We start from the raw sequence: 26,912 nt of genomic DNA, 5'->3' as shown, positions 1-26,912 counted from the left end.
CCGACGACAGCTTCGTCTAAGTGCGGGGCTGCTCGGCCTGCTTGCGCGTCGCCGTCAAGGGGACGACGGCAATTCCGTACTTGCGTGAAACGCGCTCGTACATCTCTCGCGCCGAAATTACCTTGGGGTTGCGCAAGTCCTTTTCCTGGGCTGTGCGCAGGTAACCAAGGCCACGCTTGGCGAGCGCTGGATTCCATCCCTTGATTTCAAGCAGGGTAAAAATGGCTTTGCTGGCGTTGATCAGGAACTGCAGGTTGGGTACCCGTTCGGCAGCCTCCATGAGCAGCTTCACCGAGCCATCAAGATCGCCGCCGCGGGCGGCAAGGACGCCGCGGTTGTTGAGTTCGACGATTTCCCTGCCGACCTGCGCGAGTAGCGCCTTGCCCGCCTCTTCCTTGCCGGCCTTGGCGTAGATGCTTTCGATCTGGGCAATCATCGCGCGGTCCTGGTGGTTCTCGGCGGCAACCTTGCGCACCATCTCCTGGGCGATGGCTTCTTTGCCGGTGGCCAGGCAGGCATGCGCCAGATCGAGAGCCAGTTTGCTCGATACCAGGGTGTCTTTACCGTCCGCCTTCAAGCCATCATGCAAGACGAGCGCTTTCTCGATGGCCATCTGGGCTTTGGTCGGGTCACCCTCCTTGTTCGCACAGAGCCCGTCCATGACCAGTGCCGCCAGCTCGCCCTGCTTGCTGCCGCGCCAGTCGCGGCGGAGTTCGTCGGCAATTCGTTTGGCGCCTTCGACGTGCCCCAGATCGATCATCGCGCGCGCGAGATTGGAGTAGTCGTCAATGTTGTTCAGCGAGGACCCACGCCGGCGCTCGAGCACTTTTCCGTAGGCGCGTTCGGCAGCCTGGAAATCGTGGTTTCGTGCCGCCACATCACCGACCATCCGCTGCCGGGCCGTGTTGTTGGGCGAGATCATCGTCGCCGACTGCAGGGCTTCCTGTGCCTCGCGCAGCTTGCCCATTTCTTCGCGTACCTCGGCGACGAAGTCGTAGGCCGCCATGAATTCGGGGAAGTCTTCGATCAGCGCCTGGGCGACGGTTTCGGCTTCGCGCAAATGCTGTTGACTGCGCAGGGCGATGGCCAGACCCATGCGCGCCCAGGGGACCATGCGTTGTTGCAGGACCTCTTGGTAGACCGCTTGCGCCTCCGCCGGGCGCCCGAGCACATTGAGGATCTCGCCCTTGAAGCGCAGCAGGTCGAAGAGGAAGCCGCTATCCTGAGCGAGCAGGCGTTCACAGGCGTCCAATGCGTCGCTGAAAGCGCCGTTCTCGAGAGGCTCGTAGAGCGCTGCGAAGAACTGCTTTCTGTACAGTGCGCGCACCAGCCTGCCGTGCAGATCGTCGGCGGTGAACGGTTTGATCAGGTAGTCATCCGGGGCCAGCTCGGCGATCGACACGACGTTGTGATAGGCGCGTTCGCTGGTAATCAGCATGAAGACGGTCGCTAGCGCCACCAGGCGTTGCTGGCGCAGCTCTTCGAGCAGTTGCTGGCCATCGCGTCCGTCCTCGAGCTGGTAGTCCGAGAGGATGATGTCGAAATGGTGGCTGCGGACCTGACGGAGCACTTCAGCCGTGGTGCCGGCATTGTGCACTGACGTAACCCCCAGCGCTGAAAGCATGATGCGCAGCGAATTGCGTGCGTTGGGATAGCGATCGATCAACAAGGCTCGCTTGTGGGCCAGTTCCTTGCTCATCTTGTGGAGCATCTCGGCGGTGGTTTCGGCTCTCATCATGGCTGGCACATTACCCGACCGCGCCCAGGCGGGCAAGCAAGGAAACCAGGCCCCGGCGCGCGAGGGCAATGATGTGAAAGTCGCGCAAGCGACTCACAAACCTCCCTTCTTGCCGCGCGGGAGAAGGGTCGGGGATGAGACGGGGAATTCTGGGCGCAAGCGCCCAGCCCGTCGAACGATTCCGGCGTGCAAGCCGGAATCCGCACTGCAAGTGGAGGGAAAAACGGTCATGACTTTCATGATCTGGGGTGTCTCGATTGTCATGACCGTTAGCTGCGGATCAGATAATCGAAGGCGCTAAGCGCAGCTTTCGTGCCTTCGCCCATGGCGATAACTATTTGTTTGTAGGGCACGGTGGTCACGTCGCCGGCGGCAAAAACACCGGGCAGCGAAGTCGCACAGCGGGCGTCGATCTCGATCTCACCGTGCGCAGACAGTTCGAGTGTGCCCTTGAGCCACTCGCTGTTCGGTAGCAGGCCGATCTGTACGAAGATGCCGGCGAGGTCGATACGTCGCTTTTCACCGCTGGCGCGATCGGTGTACAGCAGGCCGTCGACTTTCTGGCCGTCCCCGGCTACTTCGGTGGTCAGCGCCTCGGTGATCACATCGACGTTGCCGAGACTGAAAAGCTTCTTCTGCAGCACGGCGTCGGCCCGCAGGCTGGCCTCGAATTCGAGCAAGGTGACGTGGCCAACGATACCGGCGAGGTCGATGGCCGCTTCCACGCCGGAGTTGCCGCCACCGATCACCGCCACTCGCTTGCCCTTGAACAGCGGCCCGTCGCAGTGCGGACAGTAGGCGACACCATGACCCCGATACTCCTTCTCGCCAGGAACGTTGATCTCGCGCCAGCGGGCACCGGTGGCGAGGATCACCGTCTTGCTGCGCAGGGTCGCACCACTGGCCAGGCGTAGTTCGGTCAGGCCGTCGACCGCCTGTGGCAGCAGCGCCTCGGTACGCTGCAGATCCATGATATCTACGTCGTACTCCTTGACGTGCTCTTCGAGCGCGACGGCGAGCTTCGGACCATCGGTTGCCTTCACCGAGACGAAGTTTTCAATGGCCAGGGTATCGAGGACCTGGCCACCGAAGCGCTCGCTGACCACGCCCGTGCGAATGCCTTTGCGTGCCGCGTAAATCGCCGCCGCGGCGCCAGCCGGGCCGCCACCGACGATGAGTACGTCGAAGGGCTCGCGAGCGTTGATTTTCTCTGCGCCGCGCTGCGCCGCGCCGGAATCGATCTTGGCGACGATCTCTTCCAGGGCCATGCGGCCCTGGCCGAACTGCTCGCCGTTGAGAAAGACCGTCGGCACACCCATGATCTGGCGCGCGCTGACCTCGTCCTGGAACAGTGCTCCGTCGATCATCTGGTGGCTGATGCCGGGGTTGCTGACGGCCATCAGGTTCAGCGCCTGCACCACGTCCGGGCAGTTGTGGCAGGAAAGCGAAATGAAGGTTTCGAAATGGAATTTGCCGGGAATGGCGCGAATTCCCTCGATCACACTGGCGTCGGCCTTCGGCGGATGACCCCCGACATGCAGCAGGGCTAGAACCAGCGACGTGAATTCGTGCCCCATCGGGATACCAGCAAAGCTGATGCGTGCTTCTTCGCCAGCCAGGCCGACCGCGAACGAGGGTTTGCGGGCCGCGTTGCCGTCTTCCCGGAGGCTCACCTGCTCGGACAGCGCGGCAATTTCCTGCAGCAGGGCCAGCATCTCGCGGGCGGATTGACTGCTGTCCAGCGAGGCGAGCAATTCGATCGGTCGCTGCAGTTTTTGCAGGTAGGCAGCGAGTTGAGTCTTGATGTTGGCGTCGAGCATGTAAGCGCTTCCTTGTCGAGTGGTTTGAAAAAGGGCCCCCAATGCAAAGGGGCCGCCAAGCATTGCTTCGCGGCCCCTTTGCATTGGGACCCGGGCTCGCGCTGCCTCGCAGTACAGGCAGCGCGAATGAGCAAAGGCTTCTAGATTTTGCCGACCAGGTCGAGTGACGGAGAGAGCGTCGCGTCGCCGGGTGTCCACTTGGCCGGGCAGACTTCACCCGGATGGCTGGCCACGTACTGGGCAGCCTGTACCTTGCGCAGCAGTTCTTTGGCGTCACGACCGATCCCCAGGTCGTGGATTTCACAGATCTTGATGACCCCTTCGGGGTTTATGACGAAAGTGCCGCGCAGCGCCAGGCCTTCCTCTTCGATCATTACTTCGAAGTTGCGGGTGATTGCCCCGGTGGGGTCCCCGACCATCGGGTAAGTGATTTTCTTGATGGTCTCGGAAGTGTCGTGCCACGCCTTGTGCGTGAAGTGCGTATCGGTGGACACCGCGTACACTTCGACGCCCAGCTTCTGAAACGATGCGTACTCATCGGCCAGGTCGCCGAGTTCGGTTGGACAGACGAAGGTAAAGTCAGCCGGGTAGAAGAAGACCACCGACCACTTGCCCTTCAGATCGGCGTCAGTGACGGGGCCAAACTTGCCGTTGTGAAAAGCCGTTGCTTTGAATGGTTTGATTTCGGTATTGATCAAGGACATCTTGAGCTCTCCTTCGGGTGGGGTGAAAAAACTGAATCGACGGGTTCATGGTAGAGGATTCGCCAGCATTGTTCCAATTGATTCTCGCAATGCGACTCATAGCCAAACGCTATATTCGCCCCGTGGCGAGCTCTCACGCAGCGCTGGAGAGTTTGTTGAAACCTGTTATTTTTCAGCGAACTGCAGTAGAATTCCGCTATTTTGCGCAGGCCTCTCTGCGAGGAAGATCCGACTGCCCATGCTCTTTCCTGACCGTTTCGAGGTGATTGTCGTCGGTGGCGGCCATGCCGGCACCGAGGCGGCGCTGGCCGCGGCGCGCATGGGAGTGAAGACTCTGCTGCTGACCCACAACCTCGACACCCTGGGCGCGATGAGCTGCAATCCGTCGATCGGCGGCATCGGCAAAGGGCATCTGGTCAAAGAGGTCGACGCCTTGGGCGGGGCGATGGCCGAGGCCACCGATGAGGCGGGTATCCAGTTTCGGACGCTGAATTCGAGCAAGGGTCCGGCGGTGCGTGCGACGCGCGCGCAGGCCGACCGCGTCCTCTACCGGCAGGCGATTCGTCGCCGCCTGGAGAATCAGCCGAATTTAACGATTTTCGCGCAGGCCTGTGACGATCTGATCGTCGAAGGCAATCGCGTGGCCGGAGTGGTGACCCAGCTCGGCGTGCGCTTTGCGGCGCCAGCGGTGGTCCTGACCACCGGCACTTTTCTTAACGGCCTGATTCACGTCGGCATGTCGAACATGGTTGGCGGCCGCATGGGTGACCCACCGGCGGTTTCGCTGGCGACACGGCTGCGCGAGCTGGAATTGCCGGTCGGGCGACTCAAGACCGGCACGCCGCCGCGGCTCGACGGGCGGAGCATCGATTTTTCGGTGATGGTCGAACAACATTCGGATCAGCCGCGGCCGGTTTTCTCCTTTCTTGGTGACGCGGCGCAGCACCCACAGCAACTGCCGTGCTGGATTACCAGCACCAATTCCGGCACGCACGACATCATCCGCGCCAATCTGGATCGCTCGCCGATGTACACCGGCGTCATCGAAGGTATTGGTCCGCGCTACTGTCCTTCGATCGAAGACAAGATTCATCGTTTCGCCGGTAAGGACAGCCACAACATCTTCCTCGAGCCGGAAGGCCTGCACACGCACGAAATCTATCCCAACGGGATCTCGACCAGTCTGCCCTTCGACGTGCAGTTGGCGATCGTGCGCTCGATCCGTGGCCTGGAGAGCGCGCATATCCTGCGCCCCGGCTATGCCATCGAATACGACTACTTCGATCCGCGCGCGCTCAAGGCCTCCCTGGAAACCAAGGCCATCGGCGGGTTGTTCTTCGCCGGCCAGATCAACGGCACCACCGGTTACGAGGAAGCCGCGGCGCAGGGCCTGTTGGCCGGCGCCAACGCCGCCCTGTTGGCACAGGAGGAGGCACCGTGGACGCCGCGTCGTGACGAAGCCTATCTCGGCGTCCTGGTCGACGACCTGATTACCCGCGGCGTCTCGGAACCCTACCGCATGTTCACCAGCCGTGCCGAGTACCGCTTGTCGCTGCGCGAGGACAACGCCGATATGCGCCTCACCGAACATGGTCGCCGCCTGGGACTGGTGGACGATCGGCGTTGGACGGCTTTTTGCAAAAAGCGCGACGCGATTGCCGGCGAGCAGGAGCGCTTGAAAGCGACCTGGGTACAACCGGGAAAGCTCGCCGACGGCGAGGCCTTGCGCGTCGTTGGCCGGGAACTTGAGCACGAGTACAGCCTGCACGATCTTTTGCGCCGCCCGGATGTGAGCTACCGGGCCTTGATGAGCCTGCGCCTTGGCGAGGTTTCGGCTGACGCTGGCTTGAGCGATCCGCAGGTCATCGAACAGGTCGAAATCCAGGCCAAATACCAGGGCTACATCGAACGTCAGCAGGAAGAAGTGGCCAGGAGCCTGGCCAATGAAGAGCGCTGTTTTCCGGCCAACTTCGATTTCAGCGACATCCCCGGCCTATCACGCGAGGTGCAGCAGAAGCTGTCCCTGCAGCGGCCGCAGACGCTTGGCCAGGCGTCGCGAATCCAGGGCATGACGCCGGCTGCGATCTCGATCCTGACGGTTTGTCTGAAACGCGGCGAGTTGGACGCGCAGCGCCAGCGTGCCGCCGCCGCCGGCAGCTGATGAGCGCCGCGGACCAACTCCAGCAGGGCTTGCAGGATCTCGGCGTCGAGCTGTCAACGCCTGCGCAGAACAAATTGCTGGCTTACACCGCGCTGCTAGAGAAATGGAACCGGACCTACCGCTTGACCGCGGTCCCGAATTCGGCGCTGACGGTCAGCCATCACCTGCTTGATTCGCTGGCGGTGCTCCCTTTCCTGCGTGGCGAGAGCCTGCTTGACGTTGGCAGTGGCGGTGGCATGCCCGGAATTCCACTGGCCATCGCCCGCCCCGAGCTGAGCGTCGTCCTGCTCGACAGCAATTCGAAGAAGGGCGCCTTTCTGCGCCAGGCGGCGATTGAGCTGGAACTGGCGAATATTGCCGTACACTGTGGGCGGGTCGAGGCCTATCGGCCGGCGATGGCGTTCGCGATGATCACCGCGCGCGCCTTTGCCGATCTCGCCGAGCTGATCAGGTTGTCGCGCCACCTGCTGCAAGCGGGTGGTCACTGGTTGGCCATGAAAGGCGTCTGCCCGCAGGCCGAGGTCGCGCGTTTGCCCGCCGACGTCGTGGTCGACGCGATACACCGTCTGGAAGTGCCGGGGGTCACCGGCGAGCGGCATCTGGTGCGGATCAGCAGTCGTGCCGCCGGGCATTGAGGGGGAGTCGATTTGGCAAGAATACTCGCGGTAACCAACCAGAAAGGTGGCGTTGGAAAAACCACGACCGCCGTTAACCTTTCGGCCTGTCTGGCCGAATGTGGGCAGCGCGTGCTGCTCATCGATCTCGATCCGCAGGGCAATGCGACCACCGGCTGCGGCGTCGTCAAGCGCGGTGCCATGCCCACCGTCTATCAGGTACTGATCGGTCGCTCGACGGCCGCGGAGACCCGCTTGAGCAGTGACTTCGGCTTCGACCTGCTACCGGCGAACCGCGAACTGGCCGGTGCCGAGATCGACCTGATTGATCTTGGGCAGCGCGAATATCGTTTACGCGACGCGCTCGCCAGCGTTCGCGCGGACTATGACTTCATTCTCATGGACTGCCCGCCGGCCTTGAATATGCTGACCGTCAATGGTTTGGTGGCCGCGGATACGGTGATGATTCCAATGCAGTGCGAGTATTACGCGCTGGAAGGCCTGACTGATCTCGTCGCGACGCTGAAGAAAATCCGCGCCAATCTCAATCCGAGGCTCGAGATCGAAGGGCTGCTACGGACCATGTTCGACCCACGCTCGACCTTGACGCAGCAGGTGTCGAACGAACTCGAAGAACACTTTGGCGAAAAAGTCTATCGCACCATCATCCCGCGCAACGTGCGCCTTGCCGAGGCGCCGTCCTACGGCAAGCCGGTAATTGCCTTCGACCGCAGTTCCAAGGGCGCGCAGGCCTATCTGCTGCTGGCGCAGGAGATTCTCGACCGCCGCGCCGGCACGGCGCGCGCCGGTGCAACGACCGCGGGACTGGGAGTCTAGTCATGAAACTGAAGGGTTTGGGCCGCGGTCTCGACGCTTTGCTGGCTGGTAACGATGCGCAGAACAAGGAGCAGCTGCGCAGCGTGCCTCTGGCTGACATCCAGCCCGGCAAGTATCAGCCGCGCACGCACATGGACAGCGCCTCGCTCGAAGAACTGGCCGCGTCGATCCGGATGCAGGGCTTGATGCAGCCGATCCTGGTCCGCCCGGTGAGCGACGAGCGCTACGAAATCATCGCTGGCGAGCGACGCTGGCGGGCGGCGCAGATGGCCGGCCTCAGCGAAGTGTCAGCCTTGATCCGGGAGATTCCCGATGAAGCGGCGCTGGCGATGGCCTTGATCGAGAACATCCAGCGCGAAAACCTCAACCCGCTGGAAGAAGCGCTCGGCCTGCAGCGACTGATCGACGAGTTTGCGATGACCCATCAGCAGGCGGCCGACGCCGTGGGTCGTTCGCGGCCGGCGGCATCAAACCTGCTGCGTCTGTTGCAACTGGCGCCACCCGTGCAGGAGCTTCTGATGCGCGGCGAAGTGGACATGGGGCATGCGCGCGCACTTCTCCCCCTGGCCGGCGCACTGCAGGTTCAGCTGGCGCAACGCGTGGTGCAGAAAGGACTATCGGTGCGCGAAACCGAGCGCCTCGTACAATACGCGCTGCGGCCGCCGAAAGAGCAGGAGCCGCCCAAGCCGGATCGTGATGTGCTGCGTTTGCAGGATGAGCTGGCCGATTTGCTCGGGGCGCAGGTGGCCATTCGCGCCAACCAGCGCGGCGCCGGCAAGGTGCTGATCGAGTTCGGCGACCTGGATCAGCTGGAAGGAATCCTGCAGCGGCTACGCCATTGATGCGGCGCAGCAAAGATGCATTATTGCAGCTCTCGGAACCTGCCTGCAAGGCAGAGTTTGCCAAGGAAAGGGAACTTTCTTGCACATGCGGTTTGATTCCTCTATAGGAGTCTGGTATCCTGCCTGTGTTTTGGAGGGGCTGGTCGTGCATCCTCAGGTTCGCTGGTTTTTCCGCTGTCAGGTGATCGTCACCCTGGTGGCTGCGGCGATAGCGGGCCTTGTTGCGGGGACTGATGCGGCCGTTTCTGCGGCGCTTGGTGGTGGCATTGCGATTGCCAGCGCCTTGGCTTATGTGTGGCGAGGTTTGCGGCCAGCGGGAACGGCAGCTGCTGATGCGAAAAAGGCGTTCAATTCTCAGGTTGCCGCCGAAGGGTATAAGTTTGCGGTCACCCTTCTACTGTTTGGCCTGGTTTTCAAAAGCTATGCACAGCTCGTCGCCTTGCCGCTCTTCCTGGCTTATGCCGCAACAATTGTTGTTTATTGGATGGCGCTGCTCAAGCAGCACTAGTCAAACAGGGGAAAAAACATGGCTTCAGGCGAAGCATTAACGACCAGTGCATACATCGTCCACCACCTGACCAACAACACGGTTGGTGAAGGCTTCTGGACGCTTCACCTGGATACCTTGTTCGTTTCCGGGATTATCGGACTGGTCGCTTTTCTCGGCATGGCCAAGGTCGCCAAGCAGGCGAGCTCCGGCGTTCCCGGCCCGCTGCAGAGTTTTATCGAAATTCTGGTGACTTTTGTTGATCAGCAGGTCAAGGATACTTATCACGGCAGAAGTCCGCTGGTCACGCCGCTGGCGATTACCATTTTCGTCTGGGTTTTCCTGATGAATGCCATGGACCTGATCCCGGTCGACTTCCTGCCCCTGATTCTCGGCGTCTTCGGCATTCACTACCTCAAGGTGGTGCCGACAACCGATCCGAATCTGACTTTCGCCATGTCCCTGAGCGTGTTTGCGATCATGATCGTCATGGGCATCAAGGTGAAAGGCGCGGGTGGCTTTTTCCACGAAGTCGTCGCCGTACCTTTTGGCATCAAACTGGCGCCTGTCAATATTCTCTTCCGCGTCATTGAAGACATCGCCAAGCCGATCTCTCTCTCGCTGCGTTTGTTCGGCAACATGTACGCTGGCGAGATGGTCTTCATCCTGATCGCCTTGCTCGGCGTCTGGCAGTTGCCGCTGGCACTGCCCTGGGCCTTGTTCCACATCCTGATCATCACCCTGCAGGCCTTCGTGTTCATGATGTTGACCATTGTTTATCTGTCGATGGCCAGCGAGTCCCACGGTTAGTGGGCGAACACCGGGTGTTTTGATGCGCTGTCCGCTTCACGTCGTCCTTGTTTAATCCATTTAGCATTTTTTGTTAGGAGAACCACCAATGGAAGCCGCTCTGTCAATGTTGCTTGGTAACACCGCCATCGCCGTCGCCATCCTGATCGGGGCAGGTGCCCTGGGTACCGCCATCGGGTTTGGTATTCTCGGTGGCCGCTTCCTCGAAGGAGCCGCTCGCCAGCCGGAAATGATCCCCACTCTGCAGGTCAAGATGTTCATCGTTGCCGGTCTGCTCGACGCGGTGACCATGATCGGCGTTGGTATCGCCCTATTCATGCTCTTTGCGAACCCTTTCATCGCCGTCGTCAAGGGCTGATCGCTTCTCCTTTCTGACTCACCCCTAAAAGGAGGTTAGCGTGAATATCAACGCAACGTTATTTGGCGAGGCGGTCTGGTTCGGCGTCTTCATCTGGATCACCATGAAGTACGTCTGGCCGCCGCTGCAAAAGGCGATTGCTGATCGCCAGGCACTGATTGCCGACGGGCTTGCCGCCGGTGAGCGTGGGAGGCATGAGCTCGAGCTGGCCTCGAAGCGTTCGGCCGATTCCCTGCGTGAAGCCAAGGTGAAGTCGGCTGAAATAGTCGTCGCCGCCGAAAAGCGCGCCTTGCAGGTGATTGAAGAGGCGAAGCTGGCTGCAAAAGTCGAAGCCGACAAGGTGGTCGCGTCCGCACAGGCGGAGATTGCTCAGCAGGTCGAGCAGGCCAGAGCCGAGCTGCGCGGCAAAGTTGCCGATCTCGCGGTTGCCGGTGCCGAGCGCATCCTGAAGCGCGAAGTCGACGCCAAGGGGCACGCCGACATGCTAGCCGCCCTGAAGCAGGAACTATAAGACCATGGCCGAACTCGCTACCATCGCGCGTCCCTACGCTGAGGCGGTTTTCCGCGTCGCGTTGGACGAAAACACGCTGCCAGCTTGGTCCGAGCGCTTGTCGCTGCTGTCCGCAATAGCCGGGGATAGTCAGATGCGTTCATGCATCGGCAACCCGGAACTGTCTGCCGCGCAGAAAAGCGAGCTCTTCAAGTCGCTGGCTGGCGAGGCGCTTGTGGGCAGCGAAGCCAATCTGATCGACGTTCTTGCTGCCAATGAGCGGCTTTCTGCCCTGCCGGAAATCGCGCACCTGTTCGAGAGCCTCAAGGCCAGCCAGGAGGGCGTCAAGGAAGCGACGATCTATAGCGCTTTTCCGGTCAACGAGAAGCAGCGCAAGGCGCTGATCGAGGACCTCGAAGCACGCTTCAAGACCCGGCTGACTGCCGACGTGGTCGTTGATCAATCATTGATCGGCGGCGTAAAGATTGTGGTTGGCGACCAGGTCCTCGACACTTCCGTGCGCGGAAAATTGGAGAGCCTGCGGTTGGCGCTCAAGAACTAGGAGAATTTCCATGCAGTTGAATCCTTCAGAAATCAGCGAACTGATCAAGAGCAAGATCGAGAATCTTGATATCAGCGCCGATCTGCGCACCCAGGGCACCGTTGTTTCGGTGACCGACGGCATCTGCCGTATCTATGGCCTTACCGACGTCATGCAGGGAGAAATGCTCGAATTTCCGGGCAATATCTTCGGCATGGCCCTGAACCTCGACCGCGACTCGGTTGGCGCGGTGGTCCTCGGTGAGTACGAGCAGATCAGTGAGGGCGACACGGTCAAGACCACCGGACGCATCCTCGAAGTGCCGGTCGGTCCCGAACTCCTTGGCCGGGTGGTGAACTCGCTTGGTCAGCCGATCGACGGCAAGGGCCCGATCAACAACAAGCTGACCGACAAGATCGAGAAAGTGGCGCCCGGGGTGATCTGGCGTAAATCGGTTTCGCAGCCGGTGCAGACCGGCCTGAAGTCGATCGATGCCATGGTTCCGGTTGGTCGCGGTCAGCGCGAGCTGATCATTGGTGACCGGCAAACCGGCAAGACCGCGGTAGCCATTGATACGATCATCAACCAGAAAGGCCAGAACCTTATCTGCATCTACGTTGCTGTCGGTCAGAAGGCCTCGACCGTCGCCACTGTCGTCCGCAAACTCGAAGAGAACGGAGCGATGGAGTACACCACTGTCGTTGCCGCCACAGCCTCGGAAACTGCCGCCCTGCAGTACATCGCACCGTACTCGGGGTGCACCATGGGCGAGTACTTCCGGGATCGTGGCCAGGATGCGCTGATCATTTACGACGACTTGACCAAGCAGGCCTGGGCCTATCGCCAGGTGTCATTGCTGCTGCGCCGCCCGCCAGGACGTGAAGCCTACCCGGGCGACGTGTTTTACCTGCACTCACGCTTGCTTGAGCGTGCGGCTCGCGTTTCCGAAGAATGGGTTGAGAAGTTTACCAACGGCGAAGTCACCGGCAAGACCGGCTCGCTTACCGCCCTGCCGATCATCGAGACCCAGGCCGGCGACGTTTCTGCCTTCGTTCCGACCAACGTCATCTCGATTACCGACGGACAGATCTTCCTTGACACCGACCTCTTCAATGCCGGTGTTCGCCCTGCCATGGATGCCGGTATCTCCGTCTCCCGCGTGGGTGGTGCTGCCCAGACCAAAGTCATCAAGAAGCTCGGTAGCCATATTCGTCTGGCCCTCGCTCAGTACCGCGAGCTCGCCGCCTTCTCGCAGTTCGCCTCTGACCTGGACGAAGCGACGCGCAAACAGCTCGATCGTGGACGTCTGGTGACCGAACTGATGAAGCAGCCTCAGTACTCGCCAATGTCGATTGCCCAGATGGCGGTGACCCTCCTGGCGGTGAACAAGGGCTTTTTCGATGATGTTGCGGTGAAGGACGCGCTGGCGGTCGAGAAGCAGATGCAGAGCTACATTGAGCAGAAACACGCTGACCTCATCAGCAAGATCGCCACAACACAGGACCTCGACGCTGACGCTGAGCAAAAGCTCACCAAGGCGATTGAGGCGTTCAAGGCCACCCTGGCCTGATGATCGATCGAGGAGGTTGCCATGGCTAGCGGCAAGGAAATCCGCAACAAGATCAAGAGTATCGAGAGCACGGCCAAGATTACCAAGGCCATGCAGATGGTCGCCGCATCAAAAATGCGCAAGGCGCAGGACAGGATGCGAGCGGCTCGCCCTTACGGCGAGAAAATTCGCCAGGTAGCGGGCAACCTCTCGCACGCCTTGACCGACTATCGCCATCCCTTCCTGACGGTCCGTGAGGATGTGAAAGCCATCGGCTTGATCACCATCACCTCCGACAAGGGACTGTGCGGCGGTCTGAACACCAACCTTTTGCGTCTTGCTCTCGGAAAGATGAAAGAGTGGAATGCCGAAGGCAAGAAACTGCGGGTAACGACGATCGGTAGCAAGGGTCTGGGTTTCATGCAGCGTGCTGGGGCCGACATCGTATCGCAGCTGACCGGGCTCGGCGACACGCCGCACCTGGAAAAACTCATTGGCCCGGTCAAGGTTCAGCTCGACGCCTACATCAAAGGCGAGATTGACGTCCTGTACATCGGTTGCACGCAGTTCATCAACACCATGAAACAGGAACCAATACTCTATCAGTTGCTGCCGCTGTCTGGCGACCTCGTCGGTGGTGGAGAGAATCGCTGGGATTATATCTACGAACCTGATGCCAAGACGGTCATTGACGACCTGCTGGTGCGTTATGTAGAGGCGATGATCTACCAGGCCGTTGCCGAGAACATGGCTTCCGAACAAAGTGCACGCATGGTGGCCATGAAGTCCGCTACGGATAACGCCAAGAACGTTATCGGTGAACTCAAGCTGGTGTACAACAAGGCTCGCCAGGCCGCAATTACGCAAGAGATATCAGAGATTTGCGCCGGCGCAGCGGCTGTCTGACGCCTGACCACGCGATAGTTAGTTTATTGATTAGGGATACAACCATGAATCAAGGAAACATTGTTCAGTGTATCGGCGCCGTGGTGGACGTCCAGTTCCCACGTGACGCCATGCCGCACATCTACAACGCCCTCCAGCTCGACAAGGCCGAAGAGTCGGAGATGTGCGAAGCCGACCTAGTGTTCGAAGTCCAGCAACAACTGGGTGACGGTATCGTGCGCACCATTGCCATGGGCTCTTCCGATGGACTCCGCCGTGGCATGAAGGTCAACGATACTGGTGCCGGCATTTCCGTGCCGGTCGGTGACGCCACGATCGGCCGCATCATGAACGTTCTCGGGCGGCCGATCGACGAAGCCGGGCCCATTGGCACCGACGAGCGGCGCGAGATTCACCAGTTGGCACCCAAGTTTGACGAATTGTCGCCATCCGTCGATCTGCTGGAAACCGGGATTAAGGTTATCGATCTCGTCTGTCCCTTTGCCAAGGGCGGTAAGGTTGGCCTGTTCGGGGGCGCCGGCGTCGGCAAGACCGTCAACATGATGGAACTGATCAACAACATCGCCAAGCAACATGCGGGCCTTTCCGTATTCGCCGGTGTCGGTGAACGGACTCGCGAGGGCAACGACTTCTACCATGAGATGAAGGAGTCCAATGTTCTTGACAAGGTGGCGATGGTGTTCGGCCAGATGAACGAGCCGCCGGGCAACCGCCTGCGCGTGGCTTTGACCGGGCTGACCATGGCCGAGCGCTTTCGCGACGATGGGCGCGATATTCTCTTCTTTGTCGATAACATCTACCGTTACACGCTGGCGGGTACCGAAGTGTCGGCGCTGCTCGGCCGGATGCCGTCTGCAGTCGGCTATCAGCCGACGCTGGCCGAAGAAATGGGCCGCCTCCAGGAACGTATCGCGTCGACAAAAGTGGGCTCGATCACCTCGATTCAGGCCGTCTATGTGCCCGCCGACGACCTGACCGACCCCTCTCCGGCGACGACCTTCCAGCACCTCGACTCAACAGTCGTTCTCTCGCGTGATATCGCATCGCTGGGTATCTACCCGGCCGTCGACCCGCTTGACTCGACTTCGCGTCAGCTCGATCCGCAGGTCGTTGGCGAAGAGCATTACAACGTTGCTCGCGCCGTGCAGATGACTCTCCAGAAATACAAGGAATTGCGTGACATCATCGCCATTCTCGGAATGGACGAATTGTCGCCGGAAGACAAGCTGGCCGTCCATCGGGCGCGCAAGATTCAACGCTTCCTGTCGCAACCGTTCAGTGTTGCCGAGGTCTTTACCGGCTCTCCGGGCAAGTATGTCCCGCTCAAGGACACCCTCAAGGGCTTCAAGATGATTGTCGACGGCGAATGCGACAACATCCCTGAGCAGGCATTTTACATGGTTGGCGGTATCGAAGAAGTGCTCGAGAAAGCCAAGACGCTCTAGAGCGGGCCAAGAGAACGTCGTTTTCGCGCTGCTTTCGGGTGCGAAAGCGACTCAGCAAGGGAAGAACATCATGTCACTCAGAGTACACGTCGACGTTGTCAGTGCGGAGGAGTTGATTTTTTCCGGCCAGACCGACTTCGCGGTATTTCCAGGCGAGTCCGGCGAACTCGGCATCTATCCGCGTCACACGCCGTTGCTGACGCGCATCAAGCCGGGCACCGTGCGCCTCAAGATTCCGGATCGCGAGGAATACGAACTGGTCTATGTGTCCGGCGGGATGCTCGAAGTGCAGCCGGCGCTGATTACCGTATTGGCCGACACCGCGGTGCGTGCCGCTGACCTCGATGAGGCCAAGGCGGTCGAAGCCAAGCGCCATGCCGAGGAACTGTTGCAGAATCATACCTCGGACGTTGGTCTGGCCGCAGCGGAAGCTGAACTGGCGCAGGCAGTTGCCCAGTTGGCGGCGATCAAGAGACTGCGGCCGCGCTGAAGCAGAGTTCATGCTGGCGCCGACATTCGCAAGGCAAAAAAAAGCAGCTCAGGCTGCTTTTTTTTTGGGGGGCGGGCTTAATTTCTGGGGCTCAACTCAGGGAGGTACGCCCGGGCTCGCGGCAACGCAGTTCGATCCGTCCAAGCCTCTTCTCGATGCGCGCGAAATCGTCGCGAAGCGCGTCGACCTCTGTACAGAAAGCTTCAAGCTCGCGGCGCGGGGCAATGGCTTTCTCTTCTTCGGTCAGGTACTCCGCCAGGCCAAATGCGAGATTCCTCGCGCCTCGAACCTGCCATTGCGCCAGTCCTCTTGCCAGCCGCACGGCTCTCCGGGCGACGATGTCGCCTAGCAGTTCTGACAAATCCTGCTCGACATCCCAACGCAGGTTCCGGAAAACGAAAGCGAGCGTCTCTGCCAGATCCACCGAGCCTGAAATGGTCACCGATGAAAACAGTGACGGGCGATCGGTCAGCGCCCTCAGCGGCGCGTCATCGGGCAGCCGAATGCTGACCGCCACGGGTGCCGACGTTTCGGCTACGGCCAACAAGCCGGACTCCAGTATCGTGAACTGCAGGAGCATGTTGGCGAATTGGACTCGCGCCGTCAGCCCGGCAAAGCGGGCCAGACGCGCACGCGCCCAGTCTTCACCCGTCAAAATGTGATTGAGGACCGCAAGCGGCGGCTTGCTCCACATGCTCTTCAGGAAACTTGCTGGATACCGGCAACCACCCAACCGCCAGATCCGTCGACCGGTTTGGACAGGTTCCACACTTCGTCGAACGCTACGGCTGCTGTATCGGCCTCCTCGCGAATCATGCCGTTCATACGCACGCTGGCTATATGGCGGGTTCCCTCGGTAACTAGCTCGAGCAGCTCGGCATCGACTGTCACCACGTCTGTCTGCTGGTTCGCCTCGTGCCGTTCACCCATCTGCAGCTTGATCTCGGCAAAAACTTCGGGGCTGACAAACTCGCGGATATCCTCCATATTTCCAGCGTCATTGGCCGCTTGCAGGCGAACGAAATTCAGCTTGGCGACGCGTAGAAAACCGGCCACGTCGAAATCCGCCGGAATATTCGTTGGTGCTTGCGCCGACAGCTTCTCGGCAGCGCCGAAACTCTGCCCCGGCTGGCCGCCGCCAGCGAGTTCCTGGCGCGCGTCAAAGCGCTGCGCGGGCGCGGGCACTTCCGTTGTAGCGCCTGCGCCTGCGTAGCCCAATGGTCGCTGGCCAGCACCAGCCGCCGACGCAGCCTTGCGACGAAACAGCAGCTTGAAGACGAAAAACGCCGCCATCGCCAGTAGCGCGATCATCAGCAAGTTGGCCATTCCTTCACCCAGACCAAAATGCGACAAGAGTGCCGCTATGCCCAAGCCGGCAGCGAGTCCAGCCAAGGGGCCCATCCAATTGCGCTTGGGTGCAGCGGCGGCGGGTGACGCTGCATTCGTCGGAGCTGGAGCGGCCTTCTGAGGCGTGGCCTGGCGCTGCATGCCCATCGAGCTGCCGCCTCCGAAGCGACGTGCCTCGGCGTCCTCGACCATCAGGCCGAAACTACAGGCGCACACAGCCAAAGCTAGAAACAATTTCTTCACGATTCTCTCCTCATCAGAACTTGAAACCACGATGCAGGGCAACAACGCCCAGCGCCAAATTGAAGTATTCGACACGTTCGAGCCCTGCCTGTTCCATCAAGCCTTTCAGGCCCTCCTGGTCAGGATGGACTCGAATCGATTCCGCAAGATAGCGGTAGCTCGCCTCGTCCCGAGTGATCAGCTGGCCGAGGCGTGGGATGACCTTAAACGAGTAGAAGTCATAGGCTGGCGCCAGCGGCTTCCAGACCTGCGAGAACTCCAGCACCAGCAGGCGACCGCCCGGTCGCAGGACGCGGCGCATTTCGCCCAGCGCGAGACCCTTGTGCGTCATATTGCGTAGGCCAAAGGCAACCGTCACGCAGTCGAAGTAGTCGTCGGGATACGGCAAGCTCTCGGCATCGCATTGAGTGACGCGGACCAGGGCGCCGCGATCATACAGACGGTCGCGGCCGCGCGTGAGCATGGCGTTGTTGATATCGGTCAGCCAGACCTCTCCGCTACCGCGCAGTTTTTTGGCGAAAGCCAGGGCCAAGTCGCCGGTGCCCCCGGCCACGTCGAGCACCCGGAAGTTTTCGCGGACGCCACTCTTGGCGATGGCAAAGGCTTTCCACAGGCGATGCAAGCCCCCCGACATGACATCATTCATCAGGTCGTACCGTTGTGCCACCGAGTCGAAAACATCCGCAACGCGCTGCGCCTTCTCGCCTTCGGCGACTTCCTCAAAGCCGAAATGGGTCGTGCTTCTATCGTCCATCGTTCCAACTCAAAGAAATAAGCTCACATGGATTAACGCTTGCCGCAGCTGCCCGTCGGGGCCTTGGCGGGCAGCGCAGGCGCTTGCCCCGGCTCCCGGCTGGCGCCAGCCGTCGCCAAGCGGGCCAGATAGTGCGCCCAGAGTTCTTCCTTTTGGCTGCCGAGTTGGTAGAGCACGTCCCAGGAATAGAGGCCACTGTCGTGACCGTCTGAGAAAATGGGTCGGATGGCGTAGTTGCCGACCGCCTCGATGCGCTCGATCCCGACTTCACGCTTGCCCACTTGCAGGACTTCCTGGCCCGGGCCGTGGCCACGCGCCTCGGCGGATGGGGTAAACACGCGCAGGAACTCGTAGCTGAGCTCGAAACGCTCGTCGTCGGGAAAAACAAGCTCCAGGATGCGGGACTTCTGATGCAGTTTGATTTCGGTCGGAATCTTCGTGGTCTCGTCCAAGCCAGCCATGGATGCCTCTACACACAGTCGGGCCAGCCATGATAGCGCAAAACTGCCGCAGGGAAGCGCTTGGCAGCAAGCCTTGCCGGCGCGGCGGCAGTGCGGCGAAGGACCCTTGTGCGCAGCAAGTTCCATGGCGACCCGGGGTGGGCGCCCCGGCAGCGTTCAGGTGACTGAAAAGCTCACTTGGTCAAAATCCTCGCCAGAGGTGATAACGCGGTCCAACTTCACTCGCCAAACGCCATCGAGGTGGATTTCCAGCTGCCGCCCGGAGTAGAACCACCCTCGTGGAATGACCAGGCTTTGCTCGGCAGCGATGGCGGCAACCGCCGGCAAAATGAAGGCGCGGCCATAAAGTTCGGCGTGTCCCGCCTCGCGCGCCAGCGGCCGTGCGGCCACTGCCTGGGGTTTGCCAGGAAGCGCAGAAATGCCGGCCATCAGGCCACCGTCTTGCTCCTGCATCAACCACACCACCCGTGCCAGCAAATGCGAGCCGCCGTCCTGTGGGCAAATCGACAGCAACTGATCGGGTGCCAAGCGGCGTCCAGCGGTCGAGCGTAGCAAACGGAAACCATTGGCACTCTCGTCAAGTAGCTCCCAATCGTCGGCCGCAAAGCCCAGCTGGGTCTTGCGAACTTCCAGCCGCTGCGTCGGGTCCAGCCCGTGACGGAAGGTGAACAGGCTGTCGAACTCCTCGCGAGAATAATGGTGCGCACTTTCGGGTTGGCTGAACTCTGTCCCCGAGATGGCATAGTGCACGCCGGCAAAGCCGGTGCACACCTTCGCCGTTCCTGAGCTCAGGTGGCGGCGGAAATGGCGCGCCGCGCGCAGGAAGGACCACGGCCTGGCCAGGTCCTTAAGCAGCTGCAGGCACTCGCTGGCGGTGCTGTCCTCCCCGAGACCGAGCTGTGACGGTGCAATCTTCTCCTGCAGTTGCTTCATGGTCTGCTTGACCTGCAGCGCCAGACGAGTGCTGTCGATACGACGGATGTTTTCTGGTTGCCGGCACTCACTGGTGGGCCGCAGGCCGGCATCCTTCATCAGGTCCACGGCCGTGGCTGGAAGGGTTTCCCCGGGCAGCACCGGATGGACGGTCAGCAGTGGCGCCCAGTTGCCCGCCCAGCGTCGAACCACGCCGAGTTGCCGCACACTGAGACTGTACGGGCCGGCAAGCTCGGTTAGTAGCTGAGTGGCGAATGCGGCGGTGCAGTGTGTGCTGCGCCCCAGCGGGTCCAGGGAGTCTGGCACCGCCAGCGTCGCCACCCCCCATTCCTCGGCACTGGCATAGAAGCCGTGCAGGTTCAACCATATCCCATGCGGCAGTTGCCGACGGGCGCGATGATGTTCGGTGATCGCCATCCCGGTGTAGTAGATGCAGCGATGCAGGATCAGTGCCAGCCGGTCGGCCTCGTTCTCGCCGTCGTCAGCGGCCTGCAACTGCGCGCAATGCGCGTAGGCGTGCGAGGCCTTGAGCCAGGTCGCGACCACCTGCCGAAAAGCGGCTTCCTCCAGGTCGTTCAGTGGCAAGGCCTTGCCGGTGTACTCGCGGGCCAGCTGTTCCTCGATGAAACACAGGGAAATCCGGGTCTGTTCGAGGAGTTGCAGGTAGACGTCGGCCGGTGGCGGTGCCTGCAGCATGCTATCCAGGAAGTTGTTGATCTCCAACTGAGCTTGATGTGAGTTGGCCAAAGGCAGGCGCGAGAGAATTCTGAAACCCGTTTGGAGGTCCGAAATTTTCATGGTGGCTCTGGTTGTGGTGAGAACTGCGCTCATGATGTTGCCTCTTTGCTGACTGCAAGCTGCGATCTAAGTGGTACGTAGGGCGGCGATGATCTGGTCGCCCAGCTGCCGGGCATTGACCTGCTGGCGCTGCGTGGCAGCTCTCGCCCGCTGTGTTGGCGCCCAGATGGGCTGTGGGAAATGCCGGTCGTCCTGCCAACGAGGAATCAGGTGCCAATGCACGTGTGGCGTCATATTGCCCAGGCTCGCCAGATTGACCTTGTCCGGCTGGTAAAGGCGGCGCATTGCGCTTTCGACGGCAAAAACCACCGTCATTAGCTGCATTCTTTCCTTGTGCGGCAGGTCGGTCATCTCGCGGAGATGGCGGTTCAGGATCACCCGGCAGAAACCTGGATAGTCCGCGTCTGCGACCATCACCACGCGACAGATACCGTTCTCCCAGATTATTTCCCCACCTGGTGAGTCGCATAGCTCGCATTTCTCCAGACCGCCTTCACTCACTTCCTGCCTCCTTGTTGACCGGTTGGCGCCAATGCGCCCCGTTGACCGAGACGATAGGCTTGTACGGTAGAACGCGAGAGGAAATAGGTCACGGAGCGCGAGACAAAGTCTCGGGAAACGCAGTTCGCTTCCGACAGCAGGAACGGGAGAATCGGCGCAGGAGGCCTACATCCCGGACGGTGGGCCACGCTCACCGCTGGCGTGAAGTGCGGCAAGTGACCGTGGGCAAGCCGGGGTAGCGTTGGTGCTACCGGCTTATCGTGCACCTCGCATCAGCGACTGACGAAACTCGCTTCTCGCCTCGCCGGGAGAAGCTTACAAACGTTCGACGCGCACCTTGGTGACGGTGCGCGCATCGGCTTCGATGACCGTGTAGCGATGGCCTCGCTCTTCGACACTGTCCCCGACCAGGGGAATGTGGCGCAGACGGCTGATCAGGAAACCGGCGAGGGTGTGCGCTTCGCCAACAGGCAGATTCAGCCGTAGCGAGTCGTTGAGTTCCGAGATCGGGGCTCGGCCGCCGACCAGATGTCGATCGTCGTTCTCCGACTCGATGACGACCCGTGGTGGCTTCATGTTGTCGAAGTCGTAGCCCGAGTCGACCGTTCCGACGACCTCTTCGAAAATGTCTTCCATGGTCAGGATGCCGACCGCCGAGCCGAACTCGTCCACGATGATCGCCATGTGGTCGTTGCGCCCCCGCAGCATGGGCAGGACCTGATCGATGGTCTGCTTCGGAGAGAGGTAGAGCGCCGGGCGAATGAAGTCACCCGTTGGACGCTTGTCAATGTCCGGCAGCAACAGGTCCCAGGTAGTCAGGGTCATCACGCCGGTGACGTTGGTGATGTTGCCGCGAAAGACGGGCAGACGATTGAAGCCGTGCTCCCAGACTCGACTGACCGCTTCGTCCATGCCGCGCCGCTCGCTGAAGCCAATGACTTCGGCCAGCGGCGTCATCACTTCACCGACCGTGGTGTCGGCGAAGCGAAAAATGCGCCGAATGCGCTGCTTATTGGTGGCTCCACCGCCGTCGGCGGGCGTTTCCGAGAGATCGAGCAAAACGCGCAACTCGTCCTTGGTGATAAAGCCAATTTGCCCAGATGATGCTCCGCCGAAAAGGCGCGCCGCAAAACGTGCGACGCGGCTGAAGACGAAGATCACCGGATAGAACACGAACGAGAAGAAGCGCAGCCCGTAAATGATCTTGGTGACGATCCAGTCGGACTTTTGCTGGCAGATACTCTTCGGAACGATCTCGCCAAAAATCAGCAGGAAGGGCGTGAACACCAGCACCGAGACCAGGTCACCGGACTCTCCCAGCAGGTCGATGAACATCAGTGTGCCCATGGTGGTGATGGTCACCGTGGCAATGTTGGTCCCGACCAGTGTCGTTCCGAGCATGACATCGGGTGTCCGAAACAGCTCCAGCACCAGCTTCGCTCCCGGGTCACCCAGGCGTGCCTGATGGCGAAGATGGATCTTGTCGGCATTGACCATTGCTAGCTCGGAACCCGAGAAAAACCCCTTCAGCAATAGAAAAAACAGGATGATCAGCAGTTGAAAGACTACGTCCATCGAAACCCCGTCCATTCTTCTTCTCCTCGCCTAGTTTGTCGCGGCCGTGGTTTGATCTACCGGCTTGTCGTTCTCCGCTGGCTGATCGTCAGCGGTCTCGGAATCCTCGTCTCTGGCTTCTCGCAACAACTCGTCCTCGTATTCGTCCAGCGACTCCTGTTCCTGATCGGCTGGTGATTCGTTCGACGTTGCATCGGCGAGGCTTTCCATGTCCAGCGGTTCTGCCGGAGCAGAGCTGCCATCTTCCTCCTGCGTACGTCCAAACGAGACGCGCACTTTGGTGATGCGCATGCCGCTCACTTCCTTCACCGTGAGCTCATAGTCGGCACTGAATATCTTCTCGCCGACCCGCGGCAGGCGGCCAAAAAGTACCAGTGCAACGCCACCGATGGTGTTCATCAGCGGGTCGTCGATGTCAAAGTTGGTGAGCGTGCGGAAATCGGCGAGGCGCATGTAGCCCGGGACGGTAAAGCTGTTGTTGCCTTCCTGCTGGTAATGCTCCTGTCCTCTCATCTTCCCGGAAATCTCGCCAAAGATGAAAGTCATTACGTCCTTGATGGTAACGATACCCAGGACCTCGCCGTACTCGCCAATGACCACCGCGGCGCGGGTGTTGAAGCGCTGGAAATATTCCAGCATCTCGTCGACTTTCTTGGTGGGCGGGACAAAATGCGCGGGCTTCAGAATCTCGGGCAGTTCGATCTTCGCGATATCGCCATCGACACGCACCCGGCGCAGCAGATCTTCGGCGTGCAGGAAACCGATCACGTTGTCCCAGTGGCCCCGGTAGACGGGAACGCGCGGATGGCGATAGCCACGGAAGCGCTCGATCAATTCCGCAATCGGCAGATCGGCGTCGAGAAAGCGGATGCGCGGTCCCGGCGTCATGATTCGCGCCACGTCGGTTTCCGCGGACTCGAGGACCTTGTCGATGAGCACTCGCTCAGAGGCTTCGATGACCCCGGTTTCCTCGCTGTCGGCCATCAGGGTGCGTAACTCGTCGGGCTTGAGGATGTTCTCGCGATCGACGTGTTCGCCGACGACGAAGGTGGTGACGCGGTCGGCAACCAGCCGCACCACGTCACGCAAGGGGGTGACAATGAAGATCCACTTGGGCAGAAAACGCGCTGACAGCTTGGTGGCGAACTTTACCGGCGCATTGACGGCGATGGTTTTCGGCGTCACCTCGCCGAAGAGCAGTAGCAGCGGCACCATGACAACGATGTTGATCCAGCCGGCATCCTTCTCGCCAAACACTGTGACCAGGATCATGGTCATGTTGGCGGCTGCCGAAATGTTGACCAACTCATTGCCGCAGAGCAGCGAGACGATCAGTCGCCGCGGCTCGTCGAGCATCGCATGAATGCTTTCGGAATGCGGGCTGCGCGAATTGCGCAATTTCTGCAGATCAATGCGACTAAGCGAGAAAAGTGCGGTCTCGGAGCCGGAGAAAAACGCCGAAAAGGAGAACAGAATGCACTGAATCAGAATTCGAATGGTCAGTTCCCAATCGATTTCCGACAGATTGATCAAGTCGACGGTTTCCCTCAACCAGTCCATGAAATGCCCCCGTCCCAGGATTTGTTGGCCAGCATAGATCGCCATTTGGCGCGCCGGATCGCAGTGCACTACCCTTCCACCGACCGACCGGCAGCCGAGACGATGCGGGGAACGCGCAAGCAGCAAGGATAGGCGCAATACGGCATTGAAACAAGCTTTTGCCGGGAAAACACTGCTTGTTCCGAGCTTTAGCGTCGTTTGGCGCGCCGCCGCCAGCAGTTTGCCAGCGTGTGACTGCACGCCGTCTCGTCGGCAGCGCCCCGCCGCCAAGCGTACGCATCTGGCGGGAAAAAAACGCACAAAAAACACGATATGTGGCAACAACCTATAGTATTCTTGCGTCTGCTTGGCCGCAGAGCGCCTACAAAAAGCATTCTCAGTGAAGCCTTCAGTTATTTATCAGTCGGGCGCTCGCCCGTGACCTATTGCCCCAGCAACTGCTGTCGAGGGGGCGGCGGCGGGGGCCGAAAGCTCGCGACGAGATGTCGGCTTGCTCGGCTTGCTCGGCTTTCTCGGTCTGAATTTCATTCGGCGACTGACTGCGCAAGTCAGTTTCCACCAGAAGAGGACTTTTTGCCGCATGACTGACAAGAAACACGATTCACACCCGCAGGACTCCGCCCAGGGGCCGATTCTCGTGCCTGTCGATTTCTCCTCGCATTCCGAGGCTGCGCTGCTGCTGGCCAGCGATTTTGCTGCTGGCCTGGGGGCCAGGCTCGTGGTTCTGCATGTGGTCCATGATCCACAGAACATGCCCGGCTACTACGCGCGCATGGCCAGCAAAAAGACGCTGACCAGAATCGCCGATATCGCTGCCGAGATGCTCGATGAGTTCATGGCCAACGTGCAGAAGAAGCACCCCGAGCGGAAAGCACTGCACAGCGCAGAAATCCTGCTGGTGACAGGTATTCCGGTGACGCGAATTCTCCAGGTCGTAGAGAAGGAGAAGGCCCGGATGATCGTCATGGGCAGCAAAGGCGCGACGGGCCTGCGGCACCTGCTGCTGGGATCCGTGGCCGAGCAGGTTCTTGGCCTTGCCAAGCTGCCGGTGACCATCGTCAAAGAGCAAGCAAAACACTGAGTCGTAACGACCGGAGGAGACTTAAGCTATGCTCGACGCTTGTCTGAAACAATCCCAGACAACTACCGGGGCGACGGTTGCGCTAGGCATCGTCGGCGCGCTGCTCGGCGTCATCGCCTGGCCGGCGCTGGCCGCGACGGCGAGCGATGCCGGCATGAACTGGGGCGGCATGACCATGGAGCTGCTCGGCGGCCTGGCGCTCTTCCTCTACGGCATGACGCAGATGGAAACAGGGCTGAAAGCGGTGGCCGGCGAGCGCATGAAGAGCATCCTCGCCAAGCTGACCGTCAATCGGTTCGCGGGCGTTGGAACCGGCGCCGTGGTGACGGCGGTGATCCAGTCGTCGTCGGTGACCACCGTACTCCTGGTCGGCTTCATTTCGGCAGGGCTGATGTCGTTGCCACAGTCGGTCGGAGTGATCATCGGTGCCAAGATCGGCACCACGATTACCGGACAGATTGTCGCCTTCAAGATCACCAAGGCGGCGTTGGCGATGGTCGCGATCGGCTTTGGCATGCTCTTTGTCTCCAAGAACGAGAAGATCAAGGCCTATGGCGGCATGCTCATGGGCCTCGGCCTGGTGTTCTTCGGCATGCACGTGATGGGTGAGGCAATGCACCCGCTGCGCAGCTACCAGCCCTTCCTCGACTTGATGCAGACGATGACCAACCCGCTTCTCGCGGTGCTCGTCTCGGCTATCTTTACCGGGATCATCCAGTCCTCTTCGGCAACCACGGCGATTATCATCGTCATGGCGTCGCAGGGCTTTATCAGCCTGGATGCCGGTGTCCCGCTGGTCATGGGTGCCAATATCGGCACCTGCGTGACGGCAATGCTGGCCGCCATCGGCAAGCCGCGGGAAGCCGTGCGCTGCGCCATCGTGCATACCGGTCTCGCGACTACCGGCGTCCTGATGTGGCTGCCGTTTGTCTCCGTTATCAGGGACGCGGCCGTCGCCATGTCGCCGGTCTATCCGGGGCTCAGCGGCATAGAGCTGCTCGCAGCGGAAACGCCGCGCCAGATCGCCAACGCACACACCTTCTTCAACGTCGCCAATGGCTGCATCTTCATCTGGTTCACCACCTATATCGCACGCGCGGCGGAGTGGCTGGTGCCTGACAAGCCGCTCGAGGAGGAGGCGATGATCGTACGCACCAAGTTCCTGCAGGAGGAGCTGCTGACCACGCCGACGCTGGCCCTGGACAGCGTGCGCATGGAAGTCATGCACATGGGCGAAACCGTCAACGCGATGTTGAAGGGGATCATGCCGGCGATCATCAAGGGCGATATCAAGGCGCTCGAGGAAATACGCCAGATGGACGACACGGTCGATATCCTGCACGCTGGCATCCTCGACTACCTGGCCAAGATCAGCCGGCAGCCGCTGCTTGAAGAACAGACCAAGGAGCTGATGCAACTGATGGAAGCGGTGAGTAACCTGGAGAACATCGGCGATATCGTCGAAACCAACCTGGTAGCGCTGGGGCATGACCGCATCAAGGACAAGATCCAGGTCAGCGAACAGACCCAGGGAGTGCTCAATGGCTTCCAGGCGGCAATCAGCAAGGCCGTTGCGGCAGCGGTGATGGCGGTTGCGCAGAGCAACGAGCGCTCCGCACAGATAGTCACCGGGATGAAGGACGAGATCAACCGAATCGCCGACTCCGCCGCCACTCACGAGGCTCGCCGGCTGGTGGCGGAGGAGCCCAATCGCATCCTGGCCTACACGCTGGAAGTGGAGATCATCGAGAAACAGAAGCGTATCTACTACTTCGCCAAGCGCATGGCCAAGACCGTGTTGCCGACGGTTCTGCAGCAACGCAACTAGTGCTCGTTGCTCGCAAAGCCCTTGCCCGTTTGTTGGGCA

The 26,912-nt window shown here is 60.5% G+C and carries 26 protein-coding genes; 15 read left to right on the top strand and 11 right to left on the bottom strand.

Annotated elements, in window-relative coordinates; translation table 11 throughout:
- Nucleotides 1-16: 16 nt before the first annotated feature.
- The 3 genes from QZ648_RS21620 to ahpC form a co-directional block, all read right to left on the bottom strand.
- Nucleotides 17-1,738, bottom strand: coding sequence for a response regulator (locus QZ648_RS21620; protein ID WP_169065004.1), 1,722 nt, complete (start codon nt 1,736-1,738; stop codon nt 17-19).
- 269 nt (nt 1,739-2,007) lie between these two features.
- Nucleotides 2,008-3,558: an alkyl hydroperoxide reductase subunit F gene (gene ahpF / locus QZ648_RS21615; RefSeq protein ID WP_169065003.1), complete on the bottom strand. Its 1,551-nt coding sequence runs from the start codon at nt 3,556-3,558 to the stop codon at nt 2,008-2,010.
- 140 nt (nt 3,559-3,698) lie between these two features.
- The gene (gene ahpC / locus QZ648_RS21610; protein WP_291998265.1) at nt 3,699-4,262 is read right to left on the bottom strand and encodes an alkyl hydroperoxide reductase subunit C; all 564 of its coding nucleotides are present in this window, start codon (nt 4,260-4,262) and stop codon (nt 3,699-3,701) included.
- Between the two features lie 238 nt (nt 4,263-4,500).
- Between ahpC and mnmG the strand changes: the two genes are divergently transcribed.
- From mnmG to QZ648_RS21545, 13 genes are all read left to right on the top strand, one after another.
- A complete protein-coding gene (mnmG, locus tag QZ648_RS21605; protein ID WP_169065002.1) occupies nt 4,501-6,423 on the top strand; it encodes a tRNA uridine-5-carboxymethylaminomethyl(34) synthesis enzyme MnmG in 1,923 nt (640 codons plus the stop codon).
- A complete protein-coding gene (gene rsmG / locus QZ648_RS21600) occupies nt 6,423-7,058 on the top strand; it encodes a 16S rRNA (guanine(527)-N(7))-methyltransferase RsmG (RefSeq protein WP_169065001.1) in 636 nt (211 codons plus the stop codon). Before mnmG ends, rsmG begins: the two co-directional genes overlap by 1 nt.
- Before the next feature lie 12 nt (nt 7,059-7,070).
- Nucleotides 7,071-7,874 (top strand): ParA family protein, encoded by an 804-nt coding sequence (locus QZ648_RS21595; protein ID WP_169065000.1) that lies wholly within the window; start codon nt 7,071-7,073, stop codon nt 7,872-7,874.
- A gap of 2 nt (nt 7,875-7,876) precedes the next feature.
- Nucleotides 7,877-8,716 carry a ParB/RepB/Spo0J family partition protein gene (locus QZ648_RS21590; protein WP_169064999.1) on the top strand — a complete coding sequence of 280 codons (840 nt, stop codon included), beginning with the start codon at nt 7,877-7,879 and terminating at the stop codon, nt 8,714-8,716.
- Nucleotides 8,717-8,801: 85 nt separating this feature from the next.
- Nucleotides 8,802-9,224: an ATP synthase subunit I gene (locus tag QZ648_RS21585; protein WP_211203585.1), complete on the top strand. Its 423-nt coding sequence runs from the start codon at nt 8,802-8,804 to the stop codon at nt 9,222-9,224.
- Between the two features lie 18 nt (nt 9,225-9,242).
- Nucleotides 9,243-10,013: a F0F1 ATP synthase subunit A gene (atpB, locus tag QZ648_RS21580; RefSeq protein WP_169064997.1), complete on the top strand. Its 771-nt coding sequence runs from the start codon at nt 9,243-9,245 to the stop codon at nt 10,011-10,013.
- A 100-nt stretch (nt 10,014-10,113) separates the two neighbouring features.
- The gene (atpE, locus tag QZ648_RS21575; protein ID WP_169065069.1) at nt 10,114-10,371 is read left to right on the top strand and encodes a F0F1 ATP synthase subunit C; all 258 of its coding nucleotides are present in this window, start codon (nt 10,114-10,116) and stop codon (nt 10,369-10,371) included.
- A gap of 40 nt (nt 10,372-10,411) precedes the next feature.
- On the top strand, nt 10,412-10,882 hold the full coding sequence (locus tag QZ648_RS21570) for a F0F1 ATP synthase subunit B (RefSeq protein ID WP_169064996.1): 471 nt from the start codon (nt 10,412-10,414) through the stop codon (nt 10,880-10,882).
- 4 nt (nt 10,883-10,886) lie between these two features.
- Nucleotides 10,887-11,423 carry a F0F1 ATP synthase subunit delta gene (locus QZ648_RS21565; protein ID WP_169064995.1) on the top strand — a complete coding sequence of 179 codons (537 nt, stop codon included), beginning with the start codon at nt 10,887-10,889 and terminating at the stop codon, nt 11,421-11,423.
- A gap of 10 nt (nt 11,424-11,433) precedes the next feature.
- Nucleotides 11,434-12,972 carry a F0F1 ATP synthase subunit alpha gene (gene atpA / locus QZ648_RS21560; protein WP_169064994.1) on the top strand — a complete coding sequence of 513 codons (1,539 nt, stop codon included), beginning with the start codon at nt 11,434-11,436 and terminating at the stop codon, nt 12,970-12,972.
- A gap of 21 nt (nt 12,973-12,993) precedes the next feature.
- Entirely contained in the window at nt 12,994-13,857 is an 864-nt protein-coding gene (gene atpG, locus QZ648_RS21555) for a F0F1 ATP synthase subunit gamma (protein WP_169064993.1), read from the top strand.
- A gap of 44 nt (nt 13,858-13,901) precedes the next feature.
- Nucleotides 13,902-15,302 carry a F0F1 ATP synthase subunit beta gene (gene atpD, locus QZ648_RS21550; RefSeq protein WP_291998264.1) on the top strand — a complete coding sequence of 467 codons (1,401 nt, stop codon included), beginning with the start codon at nt 13,902-13,904 and terminating at the stop codon, nt 15,300-15,302.
- 70 nt (nt 15,303-15,372) lie between these two features.
- Nucleotides 15,373-15,792, top strand: coding sequence for a F0F1 ATP synthase subunit epsilon (locus QZ648_RS21545; protein WP_169064992.1), 420 nt, complete (start codon nt 15,373-15,375; stop codon nt 15,790-15,792).
- 91 nt (nt 15,793-15,883) lie between these two features.
- On the opposite strand, the gene QZ648_RS21540 is transcribed toward QZ648_RS21545, so the two are convergent.
- From QZ648_RS21540 to QZ648_RS21505, 8 genes are all read right to left on the bottom strand, one after another.
- On the bottom strand, nt 15,884-16,486 hold the full coding sequence (locus QZ648_RS21540; RefSeq protein ID WP_169064991.1) for a hypothetical protein: 603 nt from the start codon (nt 16,484-16,486) through the stop codon (nt 15,884-15,886).
- Nucleotides 16,487-16,491: 5 nt separating this feature from the next.
- Nucleotides 16,492-17,382, bottom strand: coding sequence for a Tim44-like domain-containing protein (locus QZ648_RS21535; protein WP_291998263.1), 891 nt, complete (start codon nt 17,380-17,382; stop codon nt 16,492-16,494).
- Between the two features lie 13 nt (nt 17,383-17,395).
- Complete coding sequence (gene ubiE / locus QZ648_RS21530) at nt 17,396-18,136, bottom strand: bifunctional demethylmenaquinone methyltransferase/2-methoxy-6-polyprenyl-1,4-benzoquinol methylase UbiE (protein WP_169064990.1); 741 nt, start codon at nt 18,134-18,136, stop codon at nt 17,396-17,398.
- Between the two features lie 32 nt (nt 18,137-18,168).
- Nucleotides 18,169-18,597 (bottom strand): DUF971 domain-containing protein, encoded by a 429-nt coding sequence (locus tag QZ648_RS21525; RefSeq protein ID WP_169064989.1) that lies wholly within the window; start codon nt 18,595-18,597, stop codon nt 18,169-18,171.
- A 156-nt stretch (nt 18,598-18,753) separates the two neighbouring features.
- The gene (locus QZ648_RS21520) at nt 18,754-20,328 is read right to left on the bottom strand and encodes a hypothetical protein (protein ID WP_291998262.1); all 1,575 of its coding nucleotides are present in this window, start codon (nt 20,326-20,328) and stop codon (nt 18,754-18,756) included.
- Between the two features lie 66 nt (nt 20,329-20,394).
- Entirely contained in the window at nt 20,395-20,829 is a 435-nt protein-coding gene (locus tag QZ648_RS21515; RefSeq protein ID WP_291998261.1) for an HIT family protein, read from the bottom strand.
- 315 nt (nt 20,830-21,144) lie between these two features.
- Nucleotides 21,145-22,419, bottom strand: a complete 1,275-nt coding sequence (locus tag QZ648_RS21510) for a hemolysin family protein (RefSeq protein WP_169064986.1) — start codon at nt 22,417-22,419, stop codon at nt 21,145-21,147.
- A 15-nt stretch (nt 22,420-22,434) separates the two neighbouring features.
- Nucleotides 22,435-24,009 (bottom strand): hemolysin family protein, encoded by a 1,575-nt coding sequence (locus tag QZ648_RS21505; protein ID WP_291998260.1) that lies wholly within the window; start codon nt 24,007-24,009, stop codon nt 22,435-22,437.
- Nucleotides 24,010-24,544: 535 nt separating this feature from the next.
- Here QZ648_RS21505 and QZ648_RS21500 point away from each other — a divergent pair.
- Both QZ648_RS21500 and QZ648_RS21495 read left to right on the top strand, forming a co-directional pair.
- On the top strand, nt 24,545-25,045 hold the full coding sequence (locus tag QZ648_RS21500) for a universal stress protein (RefSeq protein ID WP_291998259.1): 501 nt from the start codon (nt 24,545-24,547) through the stop codon (nt 25,043-25,045).
- 28 nt (nt 25,046-25,073) lie between these two features.
- Entirely contained in the window at nt 25,074-26,873 is a 1,800-nt protein-coding gene (locus tag QZ648_RS21495) for a Na/Pi cotransporter family protein (protein ID WP_291998258.1), read from the top strand.
- The last annotated feature ends 39 nt before the right edge of the window (nt 26,874-26,912 follow it).

This window comes from Candidatus Accumulibacter sp. ACC012, assembly GCF_907163155.1.
In the GTDB taxonomy this organism is placed as follows: domain Bacteria; phylum Pseudomonadota; class Gammaproteobacteria; order Burkholderiales; family Rhodocyclaceae; genus Accumulibacter; species Accumulibacter delftensis.
This window is presented reverse-complemented; position numbering and strand designations above follow the sequence as displayed.